The organism is Actibacterium sp. XHP0104, from assembly GCF_025751515.1.
In the GTDB taxonomy this organism is placed as follows: domain Bacteria; phylum Pseudomonadota; class Alphaproteobacteria; order Rhodobacterales; family Rhodobacteraceae; genus Actibacterium_D.
Genome location: NZ_JAOWLE010000001.1, coordinates 709,059 through 727,710 on the forward strand (window position 1 = coordinate 709,059; position 18,652 = coordinate 727,710).

Consider the following 18,652-nt stretch of genomic DNA (forward strand, 5'->3'; position numbering starts at 1 on the left):
ACAATCTGGCGGGCGATGCCATGCCGAGGGTGCCGGATGGGCGTTAATGTTCGGCAAATGGAAACATCGAGAATGAGCGCCGGGGCCGCGTTGTCATCTTGGTGCCCCATTGTGGGCCACATTCGCGGGCCGGTTTATTGTTGTCGAAATCGAACCAGTCGGATCAGCGACGGGCGATTGTTCGCACCAGAGTTGGCTCGAATCGAACATATGCGGTTTTTGAGGAAAGCTGGTGCCCGAGGCGAGACTCGAACTCGCACGACCAAAGGCCGGGGGATTTTGAATCCCCTGCGTCTACCATTCCGCCACTCGGGCCAGCGCGATGGGTGTAGCCTGAGGCCGCGGCGTGGTCAACGGGGCAACAGCATGGTTGACCCCGGCGGCGCGACATGCTGCATGGGCGTGACCCAAGACCCGGAGTCCGCATGCTCAGACGCCTTTACGACTGGACGATTTCGCTGGCCGACAGCCCGCGCGCGCTATGGGCGCTGGCGGTGGTGTCGTTCATCGAAAGTTCGGTCTTTCCGATCCCGCCCGATGTGTTGATGATCCCGCTGATCCTGGCGCGGCCGTCACGGGCCTGGCTGGTAGCGACCGTGGCGCTAGTGTCGTCGGTGCTCGGGGGCTTGCTGGGCTATTACATCGGCTGGGGCCTGTTTGAGAGCGTCGGCAAGCCGGTGCTGGAATTCTACGGCAAGCTGGGCGCGATGGACGAGTTCTCGGCCCGGTTCAACGACTATGGCGCCTGGGCGGTTCTGATCGCCGGCATCACGCCCTTCCCGTTCAAGGTCATCACGATCACCTCGGGGGTGACGGGCCTGTCGCTGCCAGTCTTCATCATCGCGGCGATCATCGCGCGCGGGCTGCGGTTCTTTGTGGTGGCGTGGCTGCTGTGGAAATACGGCGCACCCATTCGTGATTTCATCGAGCGCCGGCTGGGCTTGATGTTCACGCTGTTCGTGGTGATCCTGCTGGGCGGTTTCTATCTGGTGAAATATCTATGACACGACAATTTCTTGTTCTGATCGCGGCGGGCGGGTCCTTTGCCATGTTGGCGGGCGCTTTTGCCTTTCAGTATCTCGGCGGTCTGGCCCCGTGCGAGCTGTGCCTCTGGCAGCGCTGGCCGCATGGCGCGGCGATCGTGATCGGGGGGCTGGCGATGCTGGCGCCGCTGGCGGTGCTGTGCTGGCTGGGCGCGCTGGCGGCGGCTGCGACCGGGGCGATTGGCGTCTATCACACCGGGGTTGAACGCGGCTGGTGGGCGGGGCCGGACAGCTGCACCGGTGGCGGCGGCCTGGGCGGACCCGGCAACCTTTTGGATTTCGCCAACGCGCCCAAGGTCGTGATGTGCGACCAGGTGGCCTGGGAAATGTTCGGCCTGTCCATGGCCAGCTGGAACGCGCTTGCGGCGTTCATGTTCGCGGCGCTTTGGATCCTGGCGGCGCGCACCCGGCCCTAGTGCAGGGTGAATTCGCCCACGACATTGCGCCACTCGCCCGGCGAGATCAGCTTGCGATGGGTAAAGCGCACCGAATGCAGCGGGCCTTCGATCTCGTCCTGCCAGAATTCGATGAACTTGAACAGGCGCGGATGGTCGGGCGCCAGGTCGTAATCCTGCCAGATGAAAGTGTTCAGCACATGCGCGTAATCGGGCATGTGATAATAGAATTCGGCGGTGGTCAGGCCGTATCCTTTCAGCATCATTTCCGTCTCGGTCATGGTCTTGATCCGTCTGTTATGTCTGCCCCATAAGAGAATCATGCCAGACTTGATTTACTTTACAATGAAAACAATGTGTTAGCACTGTGGCGGGGGTGCTGCTGAATATCGGGGCATATGGACGTTGCGCCCAATATCAGGGATACGATATAGTCTGGCCAACAAGATATAGAGCGCGCAGACAGGACCGGGAGATAACGTGAGCGACACGCCGGAAACCCCCGACAACACCGAAGAAAACGGTCAAAACCCCGTGAAATACGACGGTCCCCGCATCACCATCGAGCAGGAGATGCGGACCTCTTTCATGGATTACGCCATGAGCGTGATCGTCAGCCGCGCGATTCCCGATCTGCGCGACGGGCTGAAACCGGTGCACCGCCGCATCCTTTATGCCATGTACGAGGGTAATTATACGCCCGACCGCCCCTATCGTAAGGCCGCCAAGCCGGTGGGCGAGGTGATGGGTAACTATCACCCCCATGGCGACAGTGCGATTTATGACGCGCTGGTGCGGATGGCGCAGGATTTCTCGATGTCGCTGCCGCTGATCGACGGTCAGGGCAACTTTGGCTCGATGGATGGCGACAGCCCCGCGGCCATGCGCTACACCGAGGCCCGTCTGGCCAAGGCCGCGATGCCGCTGTTGCTGGATATCGACAAGGATACCGTCGATTTCCAGGACAACTATGACGGCAAGGAACGCGAGCCCACCGCCCTGCCCGCCCGTTTCCCAAACCTGCTGGTCAACGGCTCCGAGGGCATCGCCGTCGGCATGGCCACCCGCATTCCGCCGCACAACCTGGGCGAGGTGATCGACGCGACCCTGGCCCTGATCGATGACCCCGACATGGGCAGCGAAGACCTGATGCAATACATCCCGGCGCCCGATTTCCCCACCGGGGGTATCATCTTGGGCCGCTCGGGTGCGCGCAAGGCTTACCTTGAGGGGCGCGGCAGTGTGATCATCCGCGCCAAGACCCGCGTCGAAGAGCTGCGCAAGGATCGCTTTGCCATCGTTCTGGACGAGATCCCCTATCAGGTGAACAAGGCCAGCATGATCGAAAAGATCGCCGAGCTGGTGCGCGAGAAAAAGCTGGAAGGCATCAGCAGTATTCAGGACGAATCCGACCGTGTCGGCGTGCGCGTTGTGATCGAGCTGAAGCGCGATGCCACGCCCGAGGTGGTGCTGAACCAGCTGTTCCGTTTCACCCCGATGCAGACCTCGTTCGGGGCCAACCTGCTGGCGCTGAATGGCGGCCGGCCCGAGCAGCTGAACCTGCGCAAGTTCCTGACCGCCTTCATTGATTTCCGCGAAGAGGTCGTGGCCCGGCGCACCGCGTTCGAATTGCGCAAGGCACGCGAGCGCAGCCATATCCTGTGTGGTCTGGCCGTGGCCGTGTCGAATGTGGACGAGGTCGTCGCCACGATCCGCAGCTCGGCCGACCCCGCCGAGGCGCGCGAGCGCCTGATGACCCGCCGCTGGCCCGCGCATGAGATTGCCGAATACATCCGTCTGATCGATGATCCGACCCATACGATGAATGATGACGGCACCTATAACCTGTCGGAAACCCAGGCCCGCGCCATTCTGGATCTGCGCCTGCAGCGTCTGACCGCGATGGGTGTGAAAGAGGTCACCGACGAGCTGCAGGATCTTGCCGCCAAGATCCGCGACTATCTCGACATCCTGGGCTCGCGCGAGCGTATCCTGTCGATCATTTCGGACGAGCTGCGCGAGGTCAAAGACCAGTTCGCCGTGCCGCGCCGCACCGAGATCGTCGACTGGGCCGGGGACATGGATGACGAAGACCTGATCGAGCGCGAAGACATGGTCGTGACCGTGACCAGCGCCGGTTACATCAAGCGCACGCCCCTGGCCGATTTCCGTGCCCAGCGGCGCGGCGGCAAGGGCCTGTCGGGCATGGCCACCAAGGAAGAGGACGTGGTTACCACCCTCTTTGTCGCCAACACCCATACGCAGCTGCTGTTCTTTACCACTGACGGGATGGTCTACAAGCTCAAGACCTGGCGCCTGCCCCAATCGGGGCGTACCGGCAAGGGCAAGGCCATCGTTAATATCCTGCCCATTCCCACGGGTGTGTCCGTCGCGGCGATCATGCCGGTCGACCGCCCCGAAGAGGAATGGTCGGACCTGCAAATCGTGTTCGCCACCACGGCGGGCGATGTGCGGCGCAACCAGCTGTCGGATTTCACCAATGTCAAATCCAACGGCAAGATCGCGATGAAACTGCCCGAGGATGTCGCGCTGGTGAATGCGCGCATCTGCACCGAGGAAGACGACGTGATGCTGGTCACCGCGTCGGGCCGGGCGATCCGCTTCCCCACCACCGATGTGCGTGTGTTCAAGGGCCGCGATTCGACCGGGGTGCGCGGTGTGCGCCTGTCGGGCGATGACGTCGTGGTGTCGATGGCGGTGATCCGCCATTTCGAAGCCACCCCCGAGGAACGCGCCGCCTATCTGAAACAGCGCCGCCTGATGGAAGGCGCCACGGATGAGGCCGAGGTCGAGGACGAAGAGGCCGTCGAGGCCGGCCAGCTGTCGCCCGAACGCTATGCCGAAATGTCGGCCGCCGAGGATCTGATCCTGACGATTTCGGCCGGTGGGTCGGGCAAGCTCAGCTCGTCGCATGATTACCCGGTGCGTGGCCGTGGCGGTCAGGGCGTGGCCGCGATGGACAAGGCCATGCGCGGCGGGTTGCTGGTTGCCAGCTTCCCGGTGGAAATCGACGATCAGATCATGCTGGCCACCTCGACCGGCCAGTCGATCCGCTGCCCCGTCGATGGCATTTCGTTCCGGTCGCGTTCGGCCGGAGGCGTCAAGGTGTTCAGCACCGGCCCGGGCGAAGAGGTCGTCTCGGTCGCGCGGATCGCCGATCAGGGCGACGAAGAGGCCGAAGAATAAGTTTCCCCTGTGCGCAAAAGCGCAGACTCTGTGTGGATATACCGGGTTCTGTTATTTTTGCGCACAGGTATTTTCCCCCTGACCGCCACTACCGGCGGAACAACCAGGGGAAACCAAATGGAAAACTTCAAACCTTATGTCTCGCTGGCGGCACGTGTTCTGCTGGCTGTTATCTTTGTCATCGCCGGTTACGGCAAACTGGGCAGCATCGAAGGCACGCAGGGCTACATGGCCATGGTCGGCCTGCCGGGCTTTCTGGTCTGGCCGACGATCGCGTTGGAACTCTTGGGCGGTCTGGCCCTGATCGCGGGCTTTCAGACCCGACTGATCGCGCTGGCGCTGGCGGGCTTTACGCTGGTGGCGGCTGTGCTCTTTCACTTTCAGCCCGCCGATCAGATGCAGATGATCATGTTCTGGAAAAACATCGCGATCACCGGTGGCCTGCTGCTGCTGGCGGTTCAGGGCGCAGGTGCGCTGTCGGTCGATGCCCGCCTGGGCGCGAAACCGGCGCTGGCCTGACCCATAGCTACATCGTGAAAAAGGGGCGGTCCGCGCGGCTGCCCCTTTCTCTTTTCGCGCAAAGGGCCTAAATGCGGGCCATGACGCAGGAACTTCATATCATCGGCGGCGGCATGGCCGGGTCCGAGGCCGCATGGCAGGCCGCAAGCGCGGGCGTGCCCGTTGTCATTCACGAAATGCGCCCCAAGGTCGGCACATTCGCCCATCAGACCGGCAACCTGGCCGAGATGGTGTGCTCGAACTCGTTCCGATCAGATGATGACGAACAGAATGCCGTGGGCTTGCTGCATTGGGAAATGCGCCAGGCGGGCGGGTTGCTGATGGAAATGGCCGATCTGCATCAAGTGCCCGCCGGCGGTGCGCTGGCTGTCGACCGTGATGCGTTCAGCCAGGGCGTGACCGAGCGCCTGCGCGCCCACCCCTTGGTGCGTGTCGAAGAGGGCGAAATCACCGCCCTGCCCCAGGACGGCCACTGGATCATCGCCACCGGCCCGCTGACCTCGACCGCGCTGGGACAGGCCATCCAGGCCGAAACCGGGGCCGAGCGTCTGGCCTTTTTCGATGCCATCGCGCCCATCGTCTATGCCGACAGCATCGACCTGTCCAAGGCGTGGTTCCAGTCGCGCTATGACAAGGGCGAGACCGAGGAAGAGCGCACCGCCTATCTCAACTGCCCGATGGATCGCGATCAATACGAGGCCTTCATCGACGCGCTGATGGCCGCCGACAAGACCGAGTTTCACGAGGGCGAAACCGCCGGCTATTTCGACGGCTGCCTGCCGATCGAGGTTATGGCCGAGCGTGGCCGCGAAACCCTGCGCCACGGGCCGATGAAGCCCGTCGGCCTGACCAACCCGCATCAACCCGACGTCAAGGCCCATGCGGTGGTGCAGCTGCGCCGCGACAACAAGCTGGGCACGCTGTTCAACATCGTCGGCTTCCAGACCAAGATGAAATACGGCGCCCAGACTGAGGTGTTCAAGACGATCCCGGGGCTGGAAAACGCCAGTTTCGCGCGTCTGGGCGGCATCCACCGCAACACGTTCATCAATTCGCCCAGCTTGCTGGATGACCAGATGCGCCTGCGCTCGCGCCCCAATATCCGGTTCGCGGGCCAAGTCACGGGCGTCGAGGGCTACGTCGAAAGCGCCGCGATGGGTCTGTTGGCCGCGCGCCTGGCTGTGGCCGAAATGCAGGGCCGCACCCTGCCGCCCGTGCCCGACACCACCGCCACCGGCGCGCTGATGACCCACATCACCGGCGGCGCGGATGCGAAAACCTTTCAACCGATGAACGTCAATTTCGGCCTTTTCCCGCCCGTCGAGGGCCTGCGCGGCGGCCGCCGCGGCCGCAAGGATCGCTACAAGGCCTATACCGACCGCGCCAAGGTCGACTGGCTGGCATGGCTGGCGGCGTGACATTCCGCACCCGGTTCGCGCCCTCTCCTACGGGGCCGCTGCATCTGGGCCATGCCTATTCCGCAATTCTGGCGCATGACATGGCCCGTGCGGCGGGCGGAGCGTTCCTGTTGCGGATCGACGATATCGACCAGTCCCGCGCCCGCCCCGAATGGGAAGATCAGATCTATGACGATCTCACCTGGCTGGGCCTCACCTGGGACGCCCGCCCGCGCCGGCAATCCGATTGCACGCCCGACTACGCCGCCGCCGCGCAACGGCTGACCGATATGGGGCTGACCTATGCCTGCTCCTGCACCCGCCGCGATATCGAGGCCGCCGCCAGCGCCCCGCAAGAAGGCGTGCCCGAATTCGGCCCCGATGGCCGTATCTATCCGGGTACCTGCCGCGACCTGAACCTGCCGATGACGGAAAGCACCGCGCTGCGGCTCGACATGGCCAGGGCCACCACGCGCACCCTGCCCGCCTTTGCCGAGACCGGCCCGGCCCATACCGGCCAACACCAGCTCAACGCCCAGGATCTGACCGCCACCATCGGCGATCCGATCCTGATCCGCCGCCAGATGGCCGCCGCCTATCACCTGGCAGTGGTGATTGATGACATGGCCCAAGGCATCACCCATGTCATCCGCGGCGCAGACCTGTTCGAGGCCACCCGCATCCACGTCCTGCTGCAATCTCTTCTCGGCCTGCCGACACCAATCTACCACCACCACCGCCTGATCCGCGACGAGACCGGCAAACGCCTGGCCAAACGCGACGACGCCCGCGCAATTGCCAAATACCGCGCCGACGGCGCCAGCCCCGCCGACATCCGCCGCATGGTTGGTTTGTGATTTCATCTTGGCGGAAATACCTCCGCCGGAGGCCAGAATCTATGACGCCATCGGCGTCATCAACTCCACCTCAACGCCATCGCGCACGGCCGAGTAGAAACAGCTGCGGCGGTTGGTGTGACAGGCCGGGCCCTCTTGCCGGACAATAACCAGCAGACAATCGCGGTCGCAATCCACACGGAAATCGACCAGATGCTGTACATGGCCCGAGGTTTCGCCCTTGATCCAGAACGCCTGGCGCGAGCGCGACCAATAGGTCACGCGGCCCGTGTCCAGCGTGCGCGCCACGGCCTCGGCATTCATCCAGGCCATCATCAGCACCTCGCCGTCCTCGGCCTGGGCAATCGCCGGGATCAGACCCTTGTCATCATATTTCAGTGTCGCGGGGTCAAAGGCCATGCCCGCCTCCTTTGCAAACGCAGCGTCCCCGGTTATGTAATGATTTGACGCCGAAAGGGAAAGCCATGAGCGACTCTGATCTCATCAAGCTCTATTCACAGCGCATCCTTGCCCTTGCGGCGGATATCCCCCATCTGGGCCACCTGCCCGCCCCATCGGGCCGGTCGAAAAAGCGCGCGCCCTTGTGCGGCTCGACGATTTCAGTCGATCTGGTCGTGACCGACGGGCGGGTCAGCGATTTCGCACAAGAGGTCAAGGCCTGTGCGCTGGGTCAGGCGGCGGCCTCGGTCGTGGGGGCCAATGTGATCGGCGCCACGCGTGAACAGATCGAAACCGCGCGCGACCAGCTCAAGGCGATGCTCAAGGACAATGGCCCCGCCCCCGATGCGCCTTTTGGAGGGCTCGAGGTGCTGATGGCCGCGCGCGAGTATCCCAACCGGCACGGGTCGATCCTTCTGTCGCTTGAGGCCACGCTCGAAGCCTTCGACGCCGCCCAGGCCGCGGCCTAAAAAAAACCGCCGCACTTTGCACGGGCAAAGGCGGCGGCAGGTATAGGTCAGACCCCGGTCACAGCAGGGCGAGGCAGCCCTGAATGCTAGGGGACAGGCAGTTGCGCATCGGCATGGGGATGGGACGCGCGCCGGGATCGAACCTCAGGCAGGCAGAATTACAGGAAACCGGGCAGATGCAGCCCGACGAACAGCATCACCATCAGGGCGGTCACGCCGACCAGATCCTGCATGAACAGCGCAGACGACCGGGTCATCAGGGTTTTTAGATCGCTCAGCATGTCGGGCCTCCGTATCGGTGTGCTTTGTTGCCTATTTGTTCTCATAATGGTTAATGCCCGTCAAGAACTTTAAGAGAACATTAGCGAACAAAAATGCTAACCCACTGTAATATATGAAAACGCCTTGTCCTGTTCCTGTAGCCACAGCAGAACACGCGCGGCCTTGCCGCGGTCCGATTCAAGCGCCGGGTCATCATGCAGCAGCTTGCGCGCGTCTGATTGTGCCACGGCCATCAGCGCGGCCTGGCGTTCCAGATCGGCAATGCGAAAGCGCGGCAGGCCGGATTGCGCCGTGCCGATCACGTCGCCCGCGCCGCGCATCGCCAGGTCTTCCTCGGCGATGCGAAACCCGTCTTCGGTCGCGCGCAGAATTTCCAGCCGACGCCGCGCGGTTTCCGACAGGGGCGGCTGATACATCAGCAGGCAGGTCGAGGCCCCGGCCCCGCGCCCGACGCGCCCGCGCAGCTGGTGCAGCTGGGCCAGCCCGAAATACTCGGCCCGCTCGATCACCATGATCGTGGCATTGGGTACGTCGACGCCGACCTCGATCACCGTCGTGGCCACCAGAACGCTGGTCTCGCCCGCATTGAACCGCGCCATGGCGGCGTCTTTCTCGGCGGGCGGCATCTGACCATGCACCAGCCCGACGCGCCCCTCGCCCAGGGCCGCGCGCAGGCGCTTGAACCGCTCTTCGGCGGCAGTCAGGTCCAGTTTTTCGCTTTCCTCGACCAGCGGACAGACCCAATAGGCCTGCCGGCCCTCGGCAATGGCGCGGCGCAGGTGGTCGATCACCTCATCCATCCGCCCCTCAGAGACCAGCGCGGTTTTCACCGGCTGGCGGCCCGGCGGCTTTTCATCCAGCACCGATATATCCATGTCGCCATATTGCGCCAGCGACAGTGAGCGCGGGATCGGCGTGGCGGTCATCACCAGCACATGCGCGCCCTGCCCCTTGGCCGACAGCTCCATCCTCTGGGCGACGCCAAAGCGGTGCTGTTCGTCAATGATCGCAAGACGAAGGTCATGAAAATGCACGTCTTTCTGAAACACCGCATGGGTGCCAACCAGGATCTGAATGTCGCCACGCGCCAGTGCCGCCAGCTTGGCCTCGCGCTCACGGCCCTTGTCGCGGCCGGTCAGCAATTCCAGCACAACGCCCGCGCTTTCGGCCAACGGGCGCAGGGCCTGAAGGTGCTGCCGCGCCAGGATCTCGGTCGGGGCCATCATCACGCCCTGCCCGCCGGCCTCGGCCGCGACCAACAGCGCCATGAAGGCGACCAGCGTCTTGCCCGCGCCGACATCGCCTTGCAACAGCCGGTTCATCCGCTGGGGGCGGGCCATGTCTTGCGTGATTTCGGTCATGGCGCGGCTCTGCGCGCCGGTCGGCCGATAGGGCAACGCCGCCAGCACCCGGTCGCGCAGATGCCCGTCGCCAGTTGTGGGATGCGCGGCCGACTTGCGTTGCCGCGCGCGCGCCAGGGCAAGTGTCAGCTGATGGGCGAAAAATTCGTCATAGGCCAAACGCTGACGCCCGGGCGCGGTGGCGGCCAGATCATGGCTGTCAGCGGGGCTATGAGCCGCACGCAGGGCCGCGGCCCAGTCGGGCCAGTTTTCGCGGGCTTTCAGCGCCGGGTCGATCCATTCGGGCAGATCCGGCAGGCGATCCAACGCCGATTGCGTCGCGCGGGCGATCAGCTTTTGCGTGATCCCGGCGGTCAGCGGATAGACCGGCTCGTAGGGTGGGATGGTCTCAGACTCGTCCGGCGCGACGATATGATCGGGATGGGGCATCTGTACGATGCCATCGAACATCTCGACCTTGCCGGATAGCACGCGCCGCGAACCAACTGGAAGAATACGCTGTAAGTAATCTGATTTGCCGTGAAAAAATACGATCTGAAAGCTGGTCAGCGCGTCTTGTGCCTGTACCCGGTAGGGTCGCCCGCGGCTGCGTGGCGGATGATGGGCGGTGATCTCGACTTCGACGGTGACGACCTCGCCCGGGCTGGCGCCCTGCACGCTGTCGTGCGGGGTGCGGCTGATGCCGGAATGCGGCAGGGTAAAGATCAGGTCGCGAGGTTTTTCCACGCCCATCTGCGCGAAATGCTGGGCGCTTTTGGGTCCGACCCCGGCTAGGCCTTCAAGCTGTGCAAACAGCGGAAAGAGGATCTCGGGCCGTCCTCTCATGCGTCGCCGATCAGCGCCAGCCAGGCGTCCTCATCAATGGTCTCTATGCCCAGATCGGCGGCTTTCTTGGCTTTCGAGCCTGCGCCCGGCCCGGCGATCAAGAGGTCGGTCTTGGCTGAGACAGACCCGGCGACCTTGGCGCCCAGGGCCTCGGCGCGAGCCTTGGCTTCGGCCCGGGTCATCTTCTCCAGCGTGCCAGTAAAGACCACGGTCTTGCCCGCGACGGGGCTGTCGATATCGGCGCGGGCGGCCACATCCTGGATGTTCAACTGAGCCACCAGCCGGTCGATCGAGGCTCGCTCGGCATCTTGGTGAAAGACGGTCACCAGCTCTGTCGCCATGACGGCGCCGACCCCGTCGATCGACAAAAGCTGTTCCCATTCAGCGCCCTCGCCCACGGCGGCGGCGGTCATGGCCGCCTCGAACGCGGGCCAGCTGTGATAGTTCTGCGCCAGCAGCTGCGAGGCGCTTTCGCCCACATGCCGGATACCCAGGCCAAAAATCACCCGGTTCAACGCGATATTGCGGCGCTCATCAATGGCAGCGAACAGTTTTTCGGCCGATTTTTCGCCCCAACCGTCGCGGTTTTTCAGCCGCGCCAGGTTGGCCGCGTCGCGCGCGCGCAAGGTAAAGATATCGGCGGGTTCGCGGATCGGCAGGACCGGATCGTGATAGAACATCTCGACCTGTTTTGCGCCCAGGCCCTCGATGTCGAACGCGCCACGACTGACGAAATGTTTCAGCTTTTCAACAGCCTGCGCCGGGCAGATCAGCCCCCCGGTGCAACGGCGCACCGCGTCGCCCTCTTCGCGGATGGCGTCTGATCCGCATTCGGGGCATGTGGTGGGAAATTGGTAGGGCTGCGCGTCATCGGGCCGTTTGGCCAGGTCAGTATCGGCAACCTTGGGGATCACGTCGCCCGCGCGATAGACCTGCACCCAGTCGCCTTCGCGAATGTCCTTGCCGTCGCGAATGGTGTTGCCCTTGGAATCGCGGCCCGCGATATAGTCTTCGTTGTGCAGGGTTGCGTTGCTGACGACGACGCCGCCCACGGTGACAGGATGCAGGCGCGCAACCGGTGACAGGGCGCCGGTGCGGCCGACCTGGATCTCGATTTTCTCGAGGCGCGTCCAGGCAAGTTCGGCCGGGAATTTATGCGCGGTGGCCCAGCGGGGCGTGGTCGAGCGAAAGCCAAGACGCGCCTGTAGCGCCAAGTCGTTAACCTTGTAGACCACGCCATCAATGTCATAGCCCAGCGTGGCGCGCTGTGCTTCGATGCCGCGGTAATGCTCCAGCATGGCCTGTGGTCCGTCGCAGAGTTGGGTCAGCGGGTTGGTTTGAAACCCGAGGGCCTGCAGCCGGTCGATAGCGTCGCTTTGCGTTTGCGCCAGCGGCGCGCTGGTCTCGCCCCAGGCATAGGCGAAAAAACGCAAAGGCCGTGTCGCGGTGATGGTGGCATCAAGCTGGCGCAGCGATCCGGCCGCGGCGTTGCGCGGGTTGGCAAAGGTCTTTTGCCCGGCCTCTGATTGCCGCGCGTTCAGGGCGGCAAAGTCGTCATGGGCCATGTAGACCTCGCCGCGCACCTCGAGGATATCGGGCGCGTCGATCAGCGTGGCGGGGATGTCGGCGATGGTGCGGGCGTTGGCGGTGACATTTTCGCCGGTTTCGCCGTCACCGCGCGTTGCGGCCTGAACCAGCTGGCCGTTCTCATAGCGCAGGCTCAGGCTGAGGCCGTCGATCTTGGGCTCGGCGGTATAGGCCAGCGGGGCATCATCGGCCAAGCCCAGGTACTTGCGGATGCGGGTGTCGAATTCGGCCACGTCCTCATCCGTAAAGGCGTTGCCCAGTGACAGCATGCGCACTGCATGGGTGACCTTGGCAAAGCCGTCTGACGGGGCGGCGCCGACCGTGTCCGACGGGCTGTCGGCCCGTTTAAGATCTGGAAAGCGGGCCTCGATCGCGGCATTGCGGCGTTTGAGCGCGTCGTAATCGGCATCCGACATTTCCGGCGCATCGTGCCGGTAATAAGCCGCATCGGCCTGGGCCAGCACCGGGGCCAGGCGCGCCAGTTCGGCGCGGGCCTGGTCGTGGCTGAGATCCTCGACCTTGATAACGCTGGTATCCATGATCCCTCCCAAGGATGTCCTTGGAATTGATAGGAGGACACCCCCGCGAGGTCCAGATGTTATCAGGCGCGCAGGGCGACCTGTTCGCGCATTGCCGCCGGTTCTGGATCACGCAGCACATAGCCGCGGCCCCAGACGGTTTCGATATGGTTTTCGCCGCCGGTGGCCTGGCTAAGCTTTTTGCGCAGCTTGCAGATGAACACGTCGATGATTTTCAGCTCGGGCTCGTCCATGCCACCATAGAGATGGTTCAGGAACATTTCCTTGGTCAGCGTCGTGCCCTTGCGCAGGCTAAGAAGTTCCAGCATCTGGTATTCCTTGCCGGTCAGATGCACGGTCTTGTCGTCCACATCCACCGTCTTGGCGTCGAGGTTGACCGTGATGCGGCCGGTGCGGATCACGCTTTGTGCGTGGCCTTTCGAGCGGCGGATGATGGCATGGATGCGCGCGATCAGTTCGTCGCGGTGGAAGGGCTTGGTCAGATAGTCATCGGCCCCGAATCCGAAGCCCTTGATCTTGTTCTCGGTGTCATCCGCGCCCGAGAGGATCAGAATCGGCGTATCGACCTTGGCCATACGCAGCTGGCGCAGCACCTCGTGGCCGTTCATGTCGGGCAGGTGCAGGTCGAGCAGGATCAGGTCATAGTCATACAGTTTGGCCAGATCGATCCCCTCTTCTCCCATGTCTGTGGAATAGACGTTCAGGTTGGCATGGGTCAGCATCAGCTCGATGCTCTTGGCGGTTGTGGGGTCGTCTTCGACCAAAAGGATACGCATGTTCTATACTCCGCTGGCGTTCACATTTGCCTTAACATTGGCCAAGAATGGTTAATTGCGCGTTACCAATGAATCGGAGACTAATAATACAATTCAGGGTTGTCTATAGTCCTGTACTCGAGTTGCCCTTAACCCTTTGATTCCGTGCCTTGCGACAGCCATTTGCCAACTTTCGAACTCTTCCTCTGACAGGGCATAGCGTTTCAGCGCCTCGTCGCGGGTGATCAGCCCCGCCGCCACCGCCTTGACCACCGCCGCCTTGCGGTTCGCAACCCAGCGCCTTGTGTCGACCGGGGGCAGATCCGCGCGCGTCATGGTAGAGCCATCGGGCAGCGTCACCATGCGCGGCCCCTCGATACGTTTGATGAACATTTCACACCACCTTTGTTATCCTCGGTGGTCAGCCTGTCGGCATAGCCTTAACGCGGGGTGAAACTGGCCCTTGAGACTATTTCACATTTTCCTATATTTCGCGGGACTTCCCGAAAGGTTCTGATCATGGCTCTCGACAGCAAGGATACCCCGCTGAACTCGCTTGGCTTTGCCAAGCCGCCCGCCGAGACGCGGGTGGTTGTGGCCATGTCGGGCGGCGTCGACAGTTCGGTCGTGGCGGCCAAGCTCAAGGAAGAGGGCTATGACGTCGTCGGCGTCACGCTGCAGCTTTACGATCACGGCGCGGCGCTGGCCAAGAAAGGCGCCTGCTGTGCCGGTATCGACATTCACGATGCGCGCCGCGTGGCCGAGGAAATGGGTTTTCCCCATTACGTGCTGGACTACGAGAACATCTTCAAGGATGCCGTGATCGACGAGTTCGCCGACAGCTATCTGGCGGGCGCCACGCCCGTGCCCTGTATCCGCTGTAACGAGCGGGTGAAATTCAAGGATCTGCTGGAAACCGCGCGCGACCTCGAGGCCGATTGCATGGCCACGGGCCATTACATCCAGCGCAAGATGGGCGACCATGGCCCCGAGCTGCATTGCGCCACGGATGCCAACCGCGATCAAAGCTATTTCCTGTTCTCGACCACACCCGAGCAGCTGGCGTTTCTGCGCTTTCCGCTGGGCCATCTGCCCAGCAAGGACGCCACGCGCGAGCTGGCGGCGAAATACGGGCTGGCCGTGGCTGACAAGCCCGACAGCCAGGACATCTGTTTCGTGCCCAACGGCGATTATGCCAGCGTGATCGAAAAGCTGCGCCCCGGCGCGGCCGAACCGGGCGAGATCGTCCATGCCGACGGCCGGGTTCTGGGCACGCATGAGGGCGTCATTCACTATACGATCGGCCAGCGCCGTGGCTTGGGCATCGGCGGCTTGTCCGAGCCCTTGTATGTTGTGCGGCTGGATGTCGATGCCAAGCAGGTCGTTGTCGGCCCCAAGGATATGCTGGCAACCCGCGTGATCCCGATCCGCGAGGTGAACTGGCTGGGCGATGAGCCCATGACCGCGCGCCCGGAATGGGAGATCGCGGTCAAGGTGCGGTCGACCCGCCCGCCGCGCGAGGCGATCCTGCGCCCGATCTCGGACACCGAGGCCGAGGTGGAATTGCTGACGCCCGAGGAAGGTGTGAGCCCTGGCCAGGCCTGTGTGTTCTATGAAACCTCTGGGTCACGCATTCTGGGTGGCGGCTGGATCTGGCGCGGCGCCTAGGCCAGCCCGTCCAGCACCGCGCGGGCGGCGCGCAGGCCGGGGGCTTCGGCGCCCTGCCCCAACAGACGCATGGTCTCGATCTCGGCCTCCAGCTGTGCGCCGCGGGCGTCGTCGTTTTCCAGCAGCTCCAGCAGCTTGGCCGCGATCGGTTCGGGGCGGCAGTCGGGCCCCAGAAATTCTGGCACGACCTTTTGCCCCGACACGATATTCACCAGCGTCACCGTGTCGATTTTCACCATTCGCCAGATGATCTGGCGGCTGAACCAGTTCATGTCATAGGCGATGATCATCGGCGTATGGGCAGCGGCCAGTTCCAGCGACACCGTGCCCGAGGCCGCCAGCGCCAGATCAGCCGCCGCAAAGGCCGCGCGCTTTTCGCTTAGCGCGTCTGAGCGGCCGCGCGGGTCCAGCACGATCGGCGGTCCGGGCCAAGAGGCGACCAGCGCCTTGACCTCGTCGGCCACGGGAGCGGCGGCGGGCAGCACGACACGCACCGACGGGTGGCGCGCCAGAACCGGGCGCAGGGCCTCGCCGAATATGGGCGCCAGGCGGCTGACCTCGCCCATGCGCGAGCCGGGCAAGGCCACAATCAGCTTGGCATCCGTGGGAATGCCGTGCCGGGCGCGAAAGGCGGCGGTTTCCTCGGGCGTGGGCTGCGGCTGGGCGACGACCGGGTGGCCGACGAAATCACAGCGCATGCCCTCGGCCTCCATATAGGGGGGCTCAAACGGGAAGAGCGCCAGCACCTGGTCGATGCTGCGGGCCATCTTGCGCGCGCGCCCTGCCCGCCAGGCCCAGACCGTGGGGGCGACGTAATGCACGGTGCGCACCGTGCTGGCCGCCTTGACCCGGCGCGCCACGCGCAGGCAGAAATCGGGGCTGTCGATGGTGATCAGCGCATCGGGTTTCTCCGCGATGACCTGCGCCGCGCATTGCTTGATGCGCCGCATCAGCGCCCGGTATTTGGGCAGCACTTCGGCCAGGCCCATGACTGACAGTTCATCCATGGGGAATAGGCTGTCCAGCCCCTCGGCCTGCATCAGCGGGCCGCCGACGCCGGTGAATGCGACGTCCGGGTGCAGCTCTTTCAGCCCCGCCATCAGCGCGGCCCCCAAGGCATCGCCCGAAGGTTCCCCCGCGATCAGGAAGAAGCGCTTCATGCCGGGCGGACCCACAGGAACAGCCCGTGTTGATCGGCCATGGCGATGGTCGCGGGCTGGTCAAGGATCATGACGCCGCCGGCCTCGATCACCACGCCGTTCAGCCCGGCGCGGGCGGCGCGCTCGATAGTGCCGGGGCCGATGGCGGGCAGGTCCATCCGGCGTTCCTGGCCGGGCTTGGGCGCCTTGAGAAACACCCCGCCCCGGCCCACGCGTTTGGCCACGGCGATATCCGCGACCCAGTCCAGCATCGCGTCGGTGCCCGGCAGGGTTTCGACGGCAAGACACAGCCCGCCGGCCACAACCGCGCCCTGCCCCAGATCCAGCGCGCCGATGCCGCGCACGATCTCGTCGGCGCGGGCGGCGTCAGCCTGGTCGGCCTCGCCGGGCTGGGCCGAGGTCAGAACCCCCGGTTGCGGCAGCAGGTCTGGCGCCACGTCATGGGCGCCCATGATCTGAAAGCCCTCGTCCACGAACAGCTGCAAGATGGCGCGCAGCGTCGCGTCGTCACCCTGTTGCAGGGCCGGCACGATGCGCGGCAACAGCTGTGCGGTCTGCGGGTCGATGCGTTCAGGGTCAAGCGCAGCGCGGGCTACGGCGCCTGCAAAAACCACGCGCGCGACGCCCAGGTCGTGCATCCGGTTGAAGAGCAGCGCCAGCCGCTCGAGGATGAATTTCTCCACCGGCAGACCGGCGGGGTTGTCCATGGGAAAGCCGTCCAGCTCAAAAATATGAACCGGCGCGTTCTGGCGGATCAGGCTGTCGGCCAGCAGCGCCGGCAGGGCGCCCCGGCCCGCGATGATTGCGGTGCTGTCTGTCATCAGTTCGGCGTCAGGTAGGAACGGTCGCTTTCGCCCAGGATGAACTCGACCAGTTCGCGCACATAGGCGCTGTCGGTGTCGTCCGACAGGCGCTTGGCGCGTTGCAGAAAGGTGCCCTCGCCCTGCGCAAGTTCCTGGAACGCGGCGCGCAGCGCGGTGATGTCGGCCCGGGCCACGCCTTTGCGTTTGAGGCCCACGAGGTTCAGCCCGTCCAGCCGCCCGCGCGGGGCCTGCACCAGGCCATAGGGGATCACGTCATTGGTGACCATGCTGAGCGCGCCGATGATGGCGCCCTTGCCGATGCGCACCCATTGGTGAATGCCCGACAGGCCGCCGATGATCACGTCATCCTCGATCACGCAATGGCCTGCCACGGCCGACTGGTTTACCACGATCACGCGGTCGCCGACCGTGACGTCATGGGCGATGTGACAGCCCGCCATGAACAGCCCGTCGTCGCCCACGCGGGTGACGCCGCCGCCGCCCTCGGTGCCGGTGTTCATGGTGACATGTTCGCGAATACGGTTGCGCTTGCCGATCACCAGGCTGGTCTTTTCGCCGGCGAATTTCAAATCCTGCGGGATCTCTCCGATGCTGGCAAAGGGAAAGACCACCGTGTCTTCGCCCACCGAGGTGTTACCAGTCACGACCACATGGCTTTTCAGCGTGACACCCGCGGCCAGCGAGACCTCGGGGCCGACCAGGCAGAACGGGCCGATCGTGACATTGGGGCCGATCCGGGCGCCGTCTTCGATGATCGAGGACGGATGGATCACGGCAGAAGGGTCAATCGCCATATGTGCTTACTCCGCCGGCAGGTCGATCATCGCGGCGAATTCGGCCTGGCAGGCGACCTCGCCCTCGACGGTGGCGACGCCCTGGAATTTCCAGACCTTGGCGCCCGGCTTGCCGCGCAGGGTGGTGATGGTCATCTCCATCACGTCGCCCGGCACCACCTTGCGGCGGAATTTGCACGAGTCGATCGACATGAAATAGACCAGCAGTTCCTTGTCCTCCATCCCGTTCGAAGCGCCGACCATGACAGCGGCAGTCTGGGCCATGGCCTCGATGATGGTTACGCCGGGCATGATCGGGGTGGCGGGGAAATGGCCCTGGAAATGCGGTTCGTTCATGGTGACGCATTTGATGCCGACGGCCGATTTGTTCGGGTCAATGTCACGCACGCGGTCAACCAGCAGGAACGGATAGCGATGCGGGATCAGGCGCTTGATGTGGTCGATATCGATGATGGCGGGAATACCGGTCTGCTCGGTCATGGCCTTGGTCCTTTGCGGCTGTCACCCGTTTATCTTTAGACCTGACCTAGC

At 64.0% G+C, this 18,652-nt stretch carries 19 protein-coding genes and 1 tRNA gene; 8 read left to right on the top strand and 12 right to left on the bottom strand.

Annotated features, from left to right (window positions below; translation table 11 throughout):
• Positions 1 to 230: 230 nt before the first annotated feature.
• Positions 231 to 315 (bottom strand) — tRNA-Leu (locus OE856_RS03645).
• A gap of 110 nt (positions 316 to 425) precedes the next feature.
• Here OE856_RS03645 and OE856_RS03650 point away from each other — a divergent pair.
• Together OE856_RS03650 and OE856_RS03655 are read left to right on the top strand one after the other, a co-directional pair.
• A complete protein-coding gene (locus tag OE856_RS03650; RefSeq protein ID WP_263714683.1) occupies positions 426 to 1,004 on the top strand; it encodes a YqaA family protein in 579 nt (192 codons plus the stop codon).
• Complete coding sequence (locus OE856_RS03655) at positions 1,001 to 1,459, top strand: disulfide bond formation protein B (RefSeq protein ID WP_263714684.1); 459 nt, start codon at positions 1,001 to 1,003, stop codon at positions 1,457 to 1,459. The genes OE856_RS03650 and OE856_RS03655 overlap by 4 nt, the downstream gene beginning before the upstream one ends.
• On the opposite strand, the gene OE856_RS03660 is transcribed toward OE856_RS03655, so the two are convergent.
• Positions 1,456 to 1,719 carry an usg protein gene (locus OE856_RS03660; RefSeq protein WP_263714685.1) on the bottom strand — a complete coding sequence of 88 codons (264 nt, stop codon included), beginning with the start codon at positions 1,717 to 1,719 and terminating at the stop codon, positions 1,456 to 1,458. The genes OE856_RS03655 and OE856_RS03660 overlap by 4 nt on opposite strands.
• A gap of 199 nt (positions 1,720 to 1,918) precedes the next feature.
• On the opposite strand from OE856_RS03660, the gene gyrA reads away from it, so the two are divergent.
• From gyrA to gluQRS, 4 genes are all read left to right on the top strand, one after another.
• Positions 1,919 to 4,645 carry a DNA gyrase subunit A gene (gene gyrA, locus OE856_RS03665; RefSeq protein WP_263714686.1) on the top strand — a complete coding sequence of 909 codons (2,727 nt, stop codon included), beginning with the start codon at positions 1,919 to 1,921 and terminating at the stop codon, positions 4,643 to 4,645.
• Between the two features lie 117 nt (positions 4,646 to 4,762).
• The gene (locus OE856_RS03670; RefSeq protein WP_263714687.1) at positions 4,763 to 5,164 is read left to right on the top strand and encodes a DoxX family protein; all 402 of its coding nucleotides are present in this window, start codon (positions 4,763 to 4,765) and stop codon (positions 5,162 to 5,164) included.
• Positions 5,165 to 5,244: 80 nt separating this feature from the next.
• Positions 5,245 to 6,582, top strand: a complete 1,338-nt coding sequence (trmFO, locus tag OE856_RS03675; protein WP_263714688.1) for a methylenetetrahydrofolate--tRNA-(uracil(54)-C(5))-methyltransferase (FADH(2)-oxidizing) TrmFO — start codon at positions 5,245 to 5,247, stop codon at positions 6,580 to 6,582.
• Positions 6,579 to 7,418, top strand: a complete 840-nt coding sequence (gene gluQRS, locus OE856_RS03680; RefSeq protein ID WP_263714838.1) for a tRNA glutamyl-Q(34) synthetase GluQRS — start codon at positions 6,579 to 6,581, stop codon at positions 7,416 to 7,418. The genes trmFO and gluQRS overlap by 4 nt, the downstream gene beginning before the upstream one ends.
• 39 nt (positions 7,419 to 7,457) lie before the next feature.
• On the opposite strand, the gene hisI is transcribed toward gluQRS, so the two are convergent.
• A complete protein-coding gene (gene hisI, locus OE856_RS03685; RefSeq protein ID WP_263714689.1) occupies positions 7,458 to 7,817 on the bottom strand; it encodes a phosphoribosyl-AMP cyclohydrolase in 360 nt (119 codons plus the stop codon).
• A 65-nt stretch (positions 7,818 to 7,882) separates the two neighbouring features.
• Here hisI and OE856_RS03690 point away from each other — a divergent pair, with 65 nt between their 5' ends.
• Entirely contained in the window at positions 7,883 to 8,326 is a 444-nt protein-coding gene (locus OE856_RS03690; RefSeq protein WP_263714690.1) for an iron-sulfur cluster assembly scaffold protein, read from the top strand.
• Positions 8,327 to 8,484: 158 nt separating this feature from the next.
• On the opposite strand, the gene OE856_RS03695 is transcribed toward OE856_RS03690, so the two are convergent.
• From OE856_RS03695 to OE856_RS03715, 5 genes are all read right to left on the bottom strand, one after another.
• Positions 8,485 to 8,607: a hypothetical protein gene (locus OE856_RS03695; protein WP_263714691.1), complete on the bottom strand. Its 123-nt coding sequence runs from the start codon at positions 8,605 to 8,607 to the stop codon at positions 8,485 to 8,487.
• Positions 8,608 to 8,703: 96 nt separating this feature from the next.
• The gene (recG, locus tag OE856_RS03700; protein ID WP_263714692.1) at positions 8,704 to 10,794 is read right to left on the bottom strand and encodes an ATP-dependent DNA helicase RecG; all 2,091 of its coding nucleotides are present in this window, start codon (positions 10,792 to 10,794) and stop codon (positions 8,704 to 8,706) included.
• Complete coding sequence (gene ligA / locus OE856_RS03705) at positions 10,791 to 12,920, bottom strand: NAD-dependent DNA ligase LigA (protein WP_263714693.1); 2,130 nt, start codon at positions 12,918 to 12,920, stop codon at positions 10,791 to 10,793. The genes recG and ligA overlap by 4 nt, the downstream gene beginning before the upstream one ends.
• Positions 12,921 to 12,982: 62 nt before the next feature.
• Positions 12,983 to 13,696: a response regulator transcription factor CtrA gene (gene ctrA / locus OE856_RS03710; protein WP_263714694.1), complete on the bottom strand. Its 714-nt coding sequence runs from the start codon at positions 13,694 to 13,696 to the stop codon at positions 12,983 to 12,985.
• Between the two features lie 93 nt (positions 13,697 to 13,789).
• Positions 13,790 to 14,068, bottom strand: coding sequence for a DUF1153 domain-containing protein (locus tag OE856_RS03715; RefSeq protein WP_263714695.1), 279 nt, complete (start codon positions 14,066 to 14,068; stop codon positions 13,790 to 13,792).
• 126 nt (positions 14,069 to 14,194) lie between these two features.
• Between OE856_RS03715 and mnmA the strand changes: the two genes are divergently transcribed.
• On the top strand, positions 14,195 to 15,343 hold the full coding sequence (gene mnmA, locus OE856_RS03720; protein WP_263714696.1) for a tRNA 2-thiouridine(34) synthase MnmA: 1,149 nt from the start codon (positions 14,195 to 14,197) through the stop codon (positions 15,341 to 15,343).
• Here the strand turns inward: mnmA and lpxB are convergent.
• Genes lpxB through fabZ form a run of 4 tightly spaced genes read right to left on the bottom strand, consistent with a single transcriptional unit; the run spans position 15,340 to position 18,601 of the window.
• Positions 15,340 to 16,503, bottom strand: a complete 1,164-nt coding sequence (lpxB, locus tag OE856_RS03725) for a lipid-A-disaccharide synthase (RefSeq protein WP_263714697.1) — start codon at positions 16,501 to 16,503, stop codon at positions 15,340 to 15,342. The genes mnmA and lpxB overlap by 4 nt on opposite strands.
• Positions 16,500 to 17,324, bottom strand: a complete 825-nt coding sequence (locus tag OE856_RS03730; RefSeq protein WP_318527615.1) for an LpxI family protein — start codon at positions 17,322 to 17,324, stop codon at positions 16,500 to 16,502. The genes lpxB and OE856_RS03730 overlap by 4 nt, the downstream gene beginning before the upstream one ends.
• Positions 17,324 to 18,121, bottom strand: coding sequence for an acyl-ACP--UDP-N-acetylglucosamine O-acyltransferase (lpxA, locus tag OE856_RS03735; protein ID WP_263714698.1), 798 nt, complete (start codon positions 18,119 to 18,121; stop codon positions 17,324 to 17,326). Before lpxA ends, OE856_RS03730 begins: the two co-directional genes overlap by 1 nt.
• Positions 18,122 to 18,127: 6 nt before the next feature.
• Positions 18,128 to 18,601, bottom strand: coding sequence for a 3-hydroxyacyl-ACP dehydratase FabZ (gene fabZ / locus OE856_RS03740; protein ID WP_263714699.1), 474 nt, complete (start codon positions 18,599 to 18,601; stop codon positions 18,128 to 18,130).
• Between the last annotated feature and the right edge of the window lie 51 nt (positions 18,602 to 18,652).